The sequence below is a fragment of the Vibrio sp. 2134-1 genome, from assembly GCF_033339495.1.
The window spans coordinates 24,066-37,710 of record NZ_JAWOUS010000009.1 but is presented as its reverse complement, the minus strand read 5'-3'; the positions used below and the strand labels follow the sequence as shown (position 1 = coordinate 37,710).

The 13,645-nt window shown below is 46.4% G+C and carries 9 protein-coding genes; all 9 read left to right on the top strand.

Annotated features, from left to right (window positions below):
* Positions 1 to 573: 573 nt before the first annotated feature.
* The 9 genes from R7R78_RS11975 (at position 574) to R7R78_RS11935 (ending at position 13,588) form a co-directional block, all read left to right on the top strand.
* Positions 574 to 2,256, top strand: a complete 1,683-nt coding sequence (locus R7R78_RS11975; RefSeq protein ID WP_005380037.1) for an ABC transporter substrate-binding protein — start codon at positions 574 to 576, stop codon at positions 2,254 to 2,256.
* A 170-nt stretch (positions 2,257 to 2,426) separates the two neighbouring features.
* Entirely contained in the window at positions 2,427 to 3,413 is a 987-nt protein-coding gene (locus tag R7R78_RS11970) for an ABC transporter permease (protein WP_005380038.1), read from the top strand.
* 2 nt (positions 3,414 to 3,415) lie between these two features.
* Complete coding sequence (locus R7R78_RS11965; protein ID WP_005380039.1) at positions 3,416 to 4,441, top strand: ABC transporter permease; 1,026 nt, start codon at positions 3,416 to 3,418, stop codon at positions 4,439 to 4,441.
* 2 nt (positions 4,442 to 4,443) lie between these two features.
* Positions 4,444 to 5,427 carry an ABC transporter ATP-binding protein gene (locus R7R78_RS11960; protein WP_005386550.1) on the top strand — a complete coding sequence of 328 codons (984 nt, stop codon included), beginning with the start codon at positions 4,444 to 4,446 and terminating at the stop codon, positions 5,425 to 5,427.
* Between the two features lie 47 nt (positions 5,428 to 5,474).
* The gene (locus R7R78_RS11955) at positions 5,475 to 6,470 is read left to right on the top strand and encodes an ABC transporter ATP-binding protein (RefSeq protein ID WP_005380041.1); all 996 of its coding nucleotides are present in this window, start codon (positions 5,475 to 5,477) and stop codon (positions 6,468 to 6,470) included.
* Positions 6,471 to 6,533: 63 nt separating this feature from the next.
* On the top strand, positions 6,534 to 8,273 hold the full coding sequence (locus R7R78_RS11950) for a glycoside hydrolase family 9 protein (protein WP_225473658.1): 1,740 nt from the start codon (positions 6,534 to 6,536) through the stop codon (positions 8,271 to 8,273).
* A gap of 2 nt (positions 8,274 to 8,275) precedes the next feature.
* Positions 8,276 to 9,166, top strand: coding sequence for an N-acetylglucosamine kinase (locus tag R7R78_RS11945; RefSeq protein ID WP_225473656.1), 891 nt, complete (start codon positions 8,276 to 8,278; stop codon positions 9,164 to 9,166).
* An 8-nt stretch (positions 9,167 to 9,174) separates the two neighbouring features.
* Positions 9,175 to 11,094: a beta-N-acetylhexosaminidase gene (locus tag R7R78_RS11940; protein WP_225473653.1), complete on the top strand. Its 1,920-nt coding sequence runs from the start codon at positions 9,175 to 9,177 to the stop codon at positions 11,092 to 11,094.
* An 85-nt stretch (positions 11,095 to 11,179) separates the two neighbouring features.
* Positions 11,180 to 13,588, top strand: a complete 2,409-nt coding sequence (locus tag R7R78_RS11935; RefSeq protein ID WP_086047029.1) for a GH36-type glycosyl hydrolase domain-containing protein — start codon at positions 11,180 to 11,182, stop codon at positions 13,586 to 13,588.
* The last annotated feature ends 57 nt before the right edge of the window (positions 13,589 to 13,645 follow it).

Below are 13,645 nucleotides of genomic sequence, written 5' to 3'. Positions count from 1 at the left end.
CCGAAAAAACTTCATTCATATAATAAAAAAAGGACAACAAACGGAAGAAAACTGTCGATAAAAAAGGCCATTTTTCAGATAACAAGCGGATTTTGACGAACTATTGATAGAGATTGCGAACTTAATCACAACAGAACGGCAGATTAATTTTTAGCTGATTAATTAACACCATTTCTGCATGTGAGCGAGATCTCCGAACCTAGAAAACAAGCAGGAAACGTATATTTAAAAAGGACCAGCAGGTTAGTAATCACCAACACTAATTATTAACAAGGATATAAACTGCGACGCATATCAACGTTTATTTTTTGGCCCAATGCTGGTTAAAATTAGCCAAAATAACGTTTATAACGGAGAGCTCAGAGATTTTAACGTTTTTAACGGGAATCAAGTTTGATTATTTTATGGATAAGGTGTTTTCTTACTCCTGCCTAAGGCCTACAGGCCACTCTTGGCGAAACTCAATGTTGTAATGAGTAAGGCATGTACAAGAGGTAGGTCTTAGAGAGTGTTTATCAATTGATGACATTCAATTCCATTTAGTGAAATGAAAGCAAATAGTAAGGAACAGCTATGCTTGCCAATATTAAAAAAACAGCACTAGCAACAGCAATTATTGCAACGGCTACTACAGGTTTTGCATCGGTAGCTACTGCGGCTGAACGCAGTGAACTGACTATCCACCCTAAAGAGTTTACAACTTTCGTTCGTAACTTTAACCCTTTCTTGGGTGCAACTAACCTGCACACAACAACCGACTTTATTTACGAGCCGCTCGTTGTTTTTAACGAAATGCACGGTAATACGCCTGTATTTCGTCTAGCAGAAAACTTTACCATGGCTGATGACCTGATGAGCGTAACCTTCGATATCCGTAAGGGCGTAAAATGGTCTGATGGCAAAGCGTTTACCGCTGATGATGTTGTTTACTCTTTCAACCTAGTTAAAGAGAAGCCAGAGCTAGACCAATCTGGTATCAACTCTTGGGTGACTGGCGTAGAAAAAGTTAACGACTACCAAGTTAAATTCCGTCTAAGCGAAGCAAACTCAAACGTTCCTTACGAAATTGCGAAAGTACCAGTCGTACCTAAGCACGTATGGAGCAAAGTAAAAGATCCAGCAACATTCACAAACGAAAATCCAGTAGGCAGTGGTCCATTTACTGAAATCGACACTTTCACACCGCAGCTATATATCCAGTGTGAGAACCCGAATTATTGGGATGCTGACAACCTAGATGTAGATTGTCTGCGTGTGCCACAAATCGCGAACAACGACCAATTCTTGGGCAAAATCGTTAACGGCGAAATGGACTGGACGTCTTCATTCGTACCAGACATCGACCGTACGTACGCTGCAGCAAGTCCGAATCACCACTACTGGTACCCACCAGCGGGTACTCAAGCATTTGTAGTGAACTTCAAAAACCCAGACGCTGCGAAAAACGAAGCACTAACTAACGTTGACTTCCGTCGTGCGTTCTCTATGGCGCTAGACCGTCAAACTATCATTGATATCGCTTTCTACGGCGGCGGTACAGTGAACGACTTCGCATCTGGCCTTGGCTACGCATTCGAAGCTTGGTCTGATGAAGAGACGCACAACAAGTACAAAGGCTACAACACATACAACGCGGAAGGTGCGAAAAAGCTTCTAGCTAAAGCTGGCTTCAAAGATGTAAACAAAGATGGCTTTGTGGATACACCATCTGGCAAGTCTTTCGAGCTTCTAATTCAATCACCAAACGGTTGGACTGACTTCAACAACACGGTACAACTAGCCGTTGAGCAACTAGCAGAAGTGGGCATTAAAGCTCGTGCTCGTACACCGGACTTCTCGGTATACAACCAAGCTATGCTAGAAGGTACTTACGACGTTGCTTACACCAACTACTTCCACGGTGCAGATCCACACTTGTACTGGGATAGTGGCTACAACTCGAAGCTACAAGCTGGTGACGGCATGCCTCGCTTTGCAATGCACTTCTACAAGAACGATAAGCTAGACGGTCTTCTTAACAGCTTCTACAAGACAGCAGATAAGCAAGAACAGCTAGAGATCGCTCATGGCATTCAGAAGATCATTGCTCAAGACCAAGTAACTATTCCTGTGCTATCTGGCGCGTACATGTACCAATACAACACAACTCGCTTCACTGGTTGGTGGAACGAAGAAAACCCTAAGGGCCGTCCAAACATTTGGGCAGGTATCCCAGAGCGTCTACTTCACGTACTGGACCTAAAACCAGTTAAATAAGTAGAAGTTCATTTCAAGCGGCATACATCCCGTGTGCCGCCTATAAAAATCCCTTGTTAACGAAACCAATATGTGGCGCTCGTCGTCAGGGGATTTTTCGCTCTAAATTTCGCTAGGAGCGACCTGAAACCAGAAACAGGGAAAAAATCTGGGTGAGTAAGGTGTGAGTTATGGGTTATTTTTTAAGACGTTTGTCGTTCTATCTTGTCGCGCTCTTAGTTGCAGCGACGTTAAACTTTATTATTCCGCGAGCAATGCCTGGTGACCCAGTTACCATGATGTTTGCTAATGCTTCAGTACAGGTGACTCCAGAACGAATCGCAGCAATGAAAGAACTGCTCGGTTTCGTTGATGGGCCAATTTACATTCAGTACTTCTCGTACATTAAAAACATTCTAAGTTGGGAATTGGGCACCTCAATCCAGTTCTACCCACTTTCAGTTAATTCTTTACTAGGTAGTGCATTTGGCTGGTCACTATTTCTAGCTGGTACTGCGGTTGTACTTTCTTTCTCCATCGCTTCTGTCCTTGGTATTTTTGCCGCCTGGAAGCGCGGTAGTAAGTACGATGCATTCGTAACGCCTGGCACATTGATCATTCAAGCTATTCCACAAATGGTTATCGCAATGTTAGCGCTGTTTACCTTTGCGATTGGCCTGAAATGGTTCCCATCTGGCTATGCTTACACGCCAGGTACTATTCCTGATTGGACAAGCTGGGAGTTCATCAAGAACGTGGGTTACCACGCTGTACTACCTCTATTCTGTGCAACCATCGTTCAAATTGGTGGCTTCCTAGTTAACATGCGTAACAACATGATCAACCTTCTCGCCGAAGACTATATCACGATGGCTAAAGGTAAAGGGCTGAGTGAAAACCGCGTCGTCTTTAATTACGCCGCACGTAACGCACTACTTCCAAGTGTTACCGCACTGTCTATGTCTTTAGGTATGGCCATTGGAGGTCAATTAATCATCGAGATGATTTTCAACTACCCAGGCCTAGGTACTGTTCTATTGAACGCAATTCACGCTCGTGACTACCAAGTACTTCAAGGTCAGTTAATTATCATGACGATGTTCATGCTGTGCTTCAACTTAATGGCTGACATGCTGTACATGATTCTAGACCCTCGCCTACGTACGGGAGGCAAATAATCATGAAAGAACTATTCAAACTTATTTTAGGTAACTCATTCGCTCGAATCGGTCTTGGTATTGTTACCGTATTCGTATTCGTTGCGATCGCAGCTCCTTTACTTACGAAACATGCGCCAGACAAGCGAACCGGTAACCCACACGAATACCCAAGCTTTGTTGTAAAACAGGCACAAAACAACCCTGATGGTTGGGTCGCTAAAAACCTAGCAGACGATCGTCGTACACTGCTTATGTCTAAAAAGGCCGACCACGTATTAGGTACTAGCCGAATGGGTCGCGATATCTGGTCGCAGGTGGCTTACGGTGCACGAGTATCACTGGGTGTAGGCTTTGGTGCTGGCATCATCGTGTGTTTCTTAGCAACAGTCATTGGTATATCGGCAGGTTACTTCGGCGGTAAAGTGGATGACATATTGAGTGCCGCAATGAACATCATGTTAGTAATTCCGCAGTATCCATTGCTATTCGTGCTGGCGGCCTTTATCGGTGAAGCAGGCCCACTCACCATTGCCTTGATTATCGCTGGTACTTCTTGGGCATGGGGTGCACGTGTTGTCCGCTCTCAAACTATGGCACTACGCGAGAAAGAGTTCGTTAAAGCTGCCGAAGTATTGGGAGAGTCTTCATTCCGTATCATCTTCGTTGAGATTTTACCAAACCTTATCCCGATTGTCGGTGCGAGCTTCATTGGCTCAGTAATGCTGGCGATCAACACTGAAGCGGTCATTTCGTTCCTAGGTTTGGGTGATGCCAACACGATCAGTTGGGGCATCATGCTTTACAACGTGCAAACCTCATCAGCCATGCTGATTGGCGCATGGTGGGAAGTACTAGCACCTTGTATTGCCCTAACACTACTGGTTACTGGTCTTGCTCTGTTGAACTTTGCCGTTGACGAAATTGCGAACCCTCAACTTCGTTCTCACAAAGGCATGAAACGCTGGAAAAAACTAGCAGCAAAAGACAAGAAAGAGCGTGAGCCTGAACTGGCACCACAAAATGCACTATGGAGCGGAGATAAATAATCATGACTGCACCACTAATTTCCATCCGTAACCTATGCGTAGACTACATCACAGACGCGGGCGATGTCCGCGCCTGTAACAACGTGAGCTTCGACATTGCACCAGGTGAAGTATTCGGTCTGGCTGGTGAATCTGGCTGTGGTAAATCCACTGTTGCCTTCTCACTAATGCGCCTTCATAAGCCGCCAGCGTTTATCACAGGTGGTGAGGTTATCTTCAACGGTGAAGATATCCTTCAGTACAGCGATGATCGCATGCAAGCGTTCCGCTGGAGTGAAATGTCGATGGTATTCCAGAGTGCGATGAACGCTTTGAACCCTGTTTTAACCATGGAAGAGCAGTTCTGTGACGTCATCATGCGTCATACCAATATGACTCGCGCTCAAGCAAAAACACGCGCTGAAGGTCTGCTGGAAATCGTTGATATCCACCCTAGCCGATTGAGTGATTACCCGCACCAGTTCTCTGGTGGTATGCGTCAACGTCTAGTAATCGCAATCGCTTTGGCTCTGAACCCAAAAATGATCATCATGGACGAACCGACTACCGCATTGGATGTAGTGGTTCAACGTGAAATTCTACAAAAAATTTACGCGCTTAAAGAAGAGTTTGGTTTCTCAATTCTATTCATCACACATGACTTGTCATTGATGGTCGAGTTCTCGGATCGTATCGGCATCATGTACTCAGGTGAGTTGATTGAAGTCGCGCCTTCTAAGCAAATTCTGGAAAGTCCTTACCACCCTTACACCAAAGGTTTGGGTAGCTCTTTCCCTCCACTAACTGGACCAAAGACCAAATTGACTGGTATTCCAGGTAACCCGTTGAACTTGCTAGAAGTTCCACAAGGCTGCCGCTTCCAAGCTCGTTGCGACCGCGTACATGAAGCATGTACACGTGTACCAACCCAATTACGTCAAATTGAACCAGGTCGCCTCTCAAATTGCCATTTGTACGGCGACACCATTGCTCAAGCTAAGGTTTAACAACAAAAAAACGCTAGCTAAGAACAAAAATTACACTGGAGAGAATTATGAGCAAACAATTCGGCGAACTGCTGATTGAGGGTAAAAATGTCGTTAAGGACTTCCCTTTAAACAGTAACTCAATCAAACAATCTAAGATGCGCGCAATCAACGACGTCTCTTTCAAAATGTACAAGAGCCGCGGCTTGTCAGTGGTAGGTGAATCTGGTTCAGGTAAGTCTACTACTGCAAAAATGATTGCAAAAATGTACGCACCAACCGATGGCATCATTGAATACAAAGGTCGTGATATCCAAGACATCACCTCTCGTCACGATTTAATGACCTACCGTGAAGGTGTACAAATGGTGTGGCAAGACCCATTCGGCTCGCTAAACCCAACACACAACATTTTCCACCATATTGCGCGCCCGCTGCTGATTCATAAGAAAGTAGCACCGGGCAACAAGAAAGAACTGGAAGAGCGTGTGTACGACCTACTTGAACAAGTTGGCCTTATTCCACCAAAAGAAACGGCGCAAAAGTTCCCGCACCAGCTATCTGGCGGTCAGCGTCAACGTGTAAACCTAGCTCGTAACATCGCAGTTGGTGCAGAAGTGGTATTGGCGGATGAGCCAACATCGATGCTCGATGTATCAATCCGTGCCGGTGTTCTGAACTTGATGGAAGAGATGAAGTTCGAGAAACAAATGTCTCTGCTTTACATCACTCACGACATCGCAACAGCGCGTTACATTGCTGAAGATCTCGCGGTCATGTACGTAGGTCACATGGTTGAATGGGGCGATACTGAAGAAATCATTCACGATCCTCAACACCCATATACGCAACTGTTGGTATCTGCGGTTCCAGATCCATCGAAGTCTATTCACGAGAAACTGAAAGGCAACAAAGGGGAAATCCCACTTTGGACACCAGAATCTGTCGGCTGTCCATTTGCTGGACGTTGTGTACACGCTACCGACAAATGTCGCGAACGACTACCGGGCGTCACTCAACTGTCCGACAACCACTTTGTCCGCTGTTACTTATTTGAAGATTAATCATAACGAGGGTCAGGTTCAGCCTGGCCCATTCCTGTTTTTATCGTTTCCCGGAGACATTGAATGCTGCTACTGACTAACCACATTGGTTATGAACGTCTGGGCCCAAAGAAAGCCATTATCCAGACCGAACAACCACACTTGTCTTCTTACACTGCTCAATTGATTTGTGCCACTAGCGAGCAAACCGTGGCAACTTTTGCGGTTGAAGAACAAGGTAAAGTGGCGAACTGGCATCAGGGCTATTTCTACCTCATCGACTTTTCCTCTTTCACAACGTCAGGTGACTATTTCTTGCAAGTAGAAGATACGCGCTCTTCCTCTTTCATCATTGGCGAACACATTCTGTTGGATAAAACTTTGTCAGATGTGATCCACTACTTCAAATCGCAACGTTGCGGCGGGATCTTCGATCAACAAGATCGACAACTTCCAGTACTAAACTCCAATAAAAAGGTTGATGTACACGGCGGCTGGTACGACGCATCAGGAGACGTTAGCAAGTATTTAAGCCACCTTTCATACGCGAATTATTTGAATCCTCAACAAACCCCAATGGTGGTTTGGAACATCCTAAAAGGGGTTTCATTGCTTGAAGGAAGCGAAGACATTGCAGCTTTCACACGTACACGTCTGATTGAAGAAGCCCTGTTCGGTGCAGACTTTCTTGTGCGTATGCAAAACGAAAAAGGCTTTTTCTACATGACGGTCTTTGACAAGTGGAGCAAAGATACTGCGCAACGCGAGATTTGCGCGTACGAAACTCAACTTGGTCACAAATTTGACGACTATCAAGCAGGCTTTCGACAAGGTGGCGGTGTCGCCATTGCAGCGCTAGCGGCAGCGTCGCGTTTAAGTGTTCACGGTGAATACGATCAACAAAAATACCGCAACGCTGCCGAAAATGGTTACTGGCACTTAAAAGAGCACAATACGCAGTACCTCAATGATGGGGAAGAAAACATTATCGACGAATACTGTGCGCTACTGGCTTGTGTAGAACTGTTTAAAGCAACCAAAGAAACTCGCTACTTGGAAGAGAGCCGTTTGTGGGCGCAACGTTTAGTTGCACGCCAAATGAGCGACGAGCAGATTCAACACTTTTGGTCAGCAAACCAAAACGGCAGCCGTCCATATTTTCACGCAGCCGAAGCTGGTCTACCAGTTATTGCCCTATGCGAATATCTATCTATTGAAGACGACTCAGCACGAGCGGAATCGGTAAAACGTATCGTCAACCTAGCGTGTGAGTTTGAGATCACAATATCGAATAAAGTGATCAACCCATTCGGTTACCCTCGCCAATATGTTAAAGGCGTAAATGAGTCAAAACGCGAGGCATTTTTTGTCGCACACAACAATGAATCCGGCTATTGGTGGCAAGGCGAGAATGCTCGACTGGGCTCACTCGCGACCATGGCGTACCTTGCTCAACCGCATATAGCGTCGCAAGAAGTACAGCAACAACTTTCTGTGTTTGCTCAAGATGCATTGAACTGGGTTGTAGGCTTAAACCCATACGACATGTGCATGCTAGATGGCCATGGTCGTAACAACCCTGATTACCTCCCTCAATATGGTTTCTTCAACGCAAAAGGTGGCGTGTGTAACGGAATCACTGGCGGCTTTGAAGACGAGGAAGACATTGCATTTAACCCACCTGCACAAAAAGAAGACGTGTTACAAAACTGGCGCTGGGGCGAACAATGGATCCCGCATGGCGCTTGGTACTTACTCGCGATAATCAGTCAAGCTCAGCATGTTTCTCAGTTGGCGACCTCTAAAAATATGAAGGAAGAATAATCATGGGAATGTATTTTGTCGGTATCGATGGTGGCGGCACGTCATGTCGAGCCAGGATTAAAGATTCACAAGGTAATTTTCTTGGCGAGGCCAAAAGCGGCAGTGCCAACATCATGCTAGGTGCTGAAATAGCAATGGCTTCGATTCTTGAATCCATCACTTCGGCTACCGAGCAAGGCGGTCTAACACAACAAGATTTCGCGTCGATGCACGTCGGCTTAGCCCTTGCTGGCGCAGAGCACAAAGCATCTTGGCAAGCCTTCATGTCTCTTCCTCATCCATTTGCCAGTATAACTCTGAATACCGATGCTTACGGTGCGTGCGTTGGTGCGCACAATGGCGAAGATGGCGCAATCATGATTGCGGGCACCGGTTCTTGTGGCATCTACCTTAAAGGATTGGAGCAACACGTTGTCGGTGGTCGTGAGTTCCCTATTTCGGATCAAGGTGGCGGCGCAGTGATGGGGCTACGCCTAGTTCAGCAAGTTTTGTTAGCTGAAGACGGCATCAGAGAAAAAACGCCCCTAGCACAATACGTTATGACGCATTTCGAAAATGAGGTCGACAACGTGGTGGCGTGGTCAAAACAGGCGCTTCCTCGTGATTATGGGCAGTTTTCTCCGGCTATTTTCCAACATGCGGAACAAGGCGATGCACTGGCCATTGAAATGCTGAAGCAAACCGCAGCGGATATAGAAATGTTTCTCGTGGCATTAAACAAGCGCGGCGCAACACGTATTTGTTTAATGGGCAGCATAGCTGAACGCATTGTACGTTGGCTTTCACCACCAGTTCAGCAATGGATTGTTGAGCCACAGTTTGACGCGATTGAAGGCGCAATTATGTTTGCAGGCAAACCAGAACATAACCTTTACTCGCTCAGTGCGGCGTAGGAGTAGATATGGAATATCGTGTTGATCTCGTAGTCCTTTCTGAGCAGAAACAAAACTGCCGCTTTGGCCTCACCTTTCATAACTTGAGCGACCAAGACCTAAACAGCTGGAGCTTAACTTTCGCTTTCGATCGTTACATTCTTCCAGACAGCGTTTCAAATGGTCAACTGACTCAAATTGGTAGTTTTTGCACACTTAAACCAGAAGGGGTGGTACTGGCTGCCAACCATCACTATTACTGTGAATTCAGTATTGGTTCGAACCCATTCCGTTATTACTCGGATGGCTTTAACGAAGCGATGATCAACTTTGTCGTTGATGGAAACCCACAGCGCGCACAAGTGGATGTCACGCCTATCGTATTAGCTTCACCATACCGTGAACGCAGTGAGATTCCGGCAAGTTTAACCCATGCACAGCCCTTGCTGCCAAAACCAAACCATATTGAGGTCAGCGATCACTATTTTAGCTTTGATCATCATGCTGGCGTCGCGGTCTATTCAAGCCTGGCCAATTCAGCTAAAGAATGGCTACTTGAAGAGCTTAAGCGCATTCACCAATTTGAGTTCGCATCAGACAATGGCAGTCAGATCATCTTCAAAGGCAACCCAACCTTGGATGAAGGCGCTTACAAACTGAAAGTAGCCGAAGAGTCAATCCAAATTGAAGCAGGATCTTCGTCTGGTTTTACCCATGCTTGTGCAACGTTATTACAACTAATCAAAGTTGGCGATCAACCTAACTCAATGGAAGTAGTTTGTTGTTCAATCAAGGACAGGCCACGTTTTCGTTACCGCGGTATGATGCTGGATTGTGCTCGTCATTTTCACTCCGTTGAGCAAGTCAAACGCTTGATCAACCAACTGGCTCATTACAAGTTCAATACGTTCCATTGGCATCTTACCGACGATGAGGGTTGGCGAATTGAAATCAAATCACTGCCTCAACTGACCGATATTGGTGCTTGGCGCGGATTGGATGAGATCAATGAACCACAGTACACGCACTTTAATGAACGTTACGGCGGCTTCTACACGCAAGAAGACATCAAAGACGTTATCGAATTTGCATCGCAACGCGGCATCACCATCATTCCTGAAATTGATGTACCTGGTCATTGCCGAGCCGCCATCAAGTCGTTACCACACCTATTGGTAGAAGCGGAAGATACCACCGAATACCGCAGTATTCAGCATTACAACGACAACGTCATTAACCCTGCTCTGCCGGGGAGTTATGAATTTATCGACAAAGTGCTAGAAGAGGTCTCTGCGCTTTTTCCTGCGCCTTACGTTCATATTGGTGCCGACGAAGTACCTAACGGCGTATGGTCAAAAAGCCCAGCATGCCAAGCACTAATGGAACAACTGGGTTACAGCGACTACAAAGATTTGCAAGGACACTTCTTGCGTTATGCCGAAGACAAACTTCGTAAATTGGGCAAACGCATGCTGGGCTGGGAAGAAGCTCAACACGGCGACAAAGTCAGTAAAGATACGGTGATCTACTCATGGCTAAGCGAAGAAGCGGCATTGAACTGTGCTCGCCAAGGCTTTGATGTGGTGCTGCAACCAGCACAAACCACTTACCTAGATATGACCCAAGACTACGCACCTGAAGAACCGGGCGTGGACTGGGCAAACCCACTGCCACTAGAAAAAGCTTACAACTACGAGCCGCTCGCTGAAGTGCCTGCTGACGACCCAATACGTAAGCGCATTTGGGGCATTCAAACAGCATTATGGTGCGAAATTATCAATAACCAACCTCGCATGGACTACATGATCTTCCCTCGTTTAACTGCAATGGCAGAAGCATGTTGGACAGACAAACAACACCGAGATTGGACCGACTATTTATCACGCTTGAAAGGCCATCTACCTCTGCTTGATTTGCAGGGAGTGAATTACCGTAAACCGTGGAAGTAATACAAAACTGATGTCGAAACATCACGCTTGAAGAGTTTTTAAATTTTGGCTGCTGATGCAGCTTCGTAAAAAAGGAAAGACACAAATGAAATACGGCTATTTCGATAACGAGAATCGCGAATACGTCATCACTCGCCCTGACGTACCAGCACCATGGACCAACTACCTAGGTACTGAGAAGTTCTGTACGGTTATCTCGCACAACGCGGGTGGCTACTCGTTCTACAACTCTCCAGAATACAACCGTGTTACTAAATTCCGTCCAAATGCGACATTCGATCGCCCAGGACACTACGTTTACTTGCGTGATGATGAGACAGGTGATTACTGGTCAATCTCTTGGCAACCAGTTGCGAAGAGCCTAGACGAAGCAAACTACGAAGTTCGTCACGGCTTGTCTTACTCTAAGTTCAAATGTGAATACAGCGGTATTACCGCAACAAAAACTCTGTTCGTGCCAAAAGGCGAAGACGCTGAAATCTGGGATGTAGTGATTAAAAACACCTCTGACAAACCACGTACGATCAGTGCATTCTCATTTGTTGAGTTCTCATTCAGCCACATTCAATCTGATAATCAAAACCATCAGATGTCTCTGTACTCGGCAGGTACGGCTTACAACGAAGGCGTGATCGAGTACGACCTGTACTACAACACCAACGATTTCGAAGGCTTCTACTACCTAGCTTCAACATTTGACCCAGATTCATACGACGGTCAACGTGACAGCTTCCTTGGCCTATACCGTGACGAAGCAAACCCGCTAGCGGTAGAACAAGGCAAGTGTTTCAATACAGCACAAACGTGTTACAACCACTGTGGCTCTCTGCACAAGCAATTCACTATCCAGCCGGGTGAAGAAGTTCGCTTTGCTTACATTCTAGGTATCGGTAAAGGCAATGGTGACCGTCTACGTGCTAAGTACCAAGACCTTGCAGAAGTCGACAATGCATTTGCGGGTATCAAAGCACACTGGGATGAACGCTGTGGCAAGTTCCAAGTGAAATCACCAAACGAAGGTCTAGATACCATGATCAACGCTTGGACGTTATACCAAGCGGAAACGTGTGTGGTGTGGTCTCGCTTTGCTTCATTCATCGAGGTGGGAGGCCGTACTGGTCTTGGTTACCGCGATACAGCGCAAGATGCAATCTCAGTTCCTCACGCTAACCCAGCAATGACGCGCAAACGTATCGTTGACCTACTGCGCGGCCAAGTAAAAGCGGGCTACGGTCTACACCTATTCGATCCAGATTGGTTTGATCCAGAAAAAGCGGATGTTAAACCATCGAAATCCCCAACCGTAGTTCCAACACCTTCTGATGAAGACAAGATTCACGGCATCGAAGACACTTGTTCCGATGACCATCTATGGCTAGTTCCAACCATCTGTAAGTACGTGATGGAAACCGGTGAGCACAGCTTCTTCGACGAAGTGATCCCTTACGCCGACGGTGGCGATGCAACGGTTTATGACCACATGAAAGCCGCGCTAGACTTCTCGGCTGAATACGTAGGTCAAACCGGTATCTGTAAAGGTCTGCGTGCAGACTGGAACGACTGTCTGAACCTAGGTGGCGGCGAATCGTCAATGGTGTCGTTCCTACATTTCTGGGCACTGCAGGAGTTCATCGACCTAGCTAAATACCTAGGCAAAGAAGCCGACGTTGAAAAATACACGGTGATGGCAGCAAACGTTCGTGAAGCGTGTGAAACCCACCTTTGGGATGACGAAGGCGGTTGGTACATCCGTGGTCTGACGAAGAATGGCGACAAGATCGGTACTGCGCAACAATCGGAAGGCCGAGTACACCTAGAGTCAAACACACTTGCGGTACTTTCTGGTGCGGTATCTCAAGAGCGCGGCGAAAAAGCGATGGACGCTGTCGATGAGAACCTATTCTCTGAATACGGCCTCCACCTAAACTCACCATCTTTTGCAACACCGAATGATGATATCGGCTTCGTAACTCGTGTTTACCAAGGCGTAAAAGAGAACGGTGCGATCTTCTCGCATCCAAATCCATGGGCTTGGGTAGCTGAAGCGAAACTGGGTCGTGGTGATCGTGCAATGAAGTTCTACGATGCGCTAAACCCATACAACCAGAACGACATCATCGAAAAACGTATTGCAGAACCATACTCATACGTTCAGTTCATCATGGGTCGTGACCACCAAGACCACGGTCGTGCAAACCACCCATGGTTAACAGGTACGTCAGGCTGGGCTTACTTCGCTGTTACCAACTTTATTCTTGGTGTGCGTACAGGCTTCGATGGCCTAACTATCGATCCATGTATCCCAACGAACTGGCCTGGTTTCGAAGTGACTCGCCAATGGCTAGGAGCAACGTACAACATCAAAGTCGTTAACCCAGACTCAGTAAGCAAAGGCGTTAAGTCGATTACCGTGAACGGTGAAGCTGTAAATGGTGCATCTGTACCAGTTCAAGCGGAAGGTTCAGTAAACGAAGTTATCGTTACTCTAGGTTAATCATCTTTTGGGGGAGTCCTTCTCCCCTTTTGATTTATCCGGTGCATTTATGTTTTA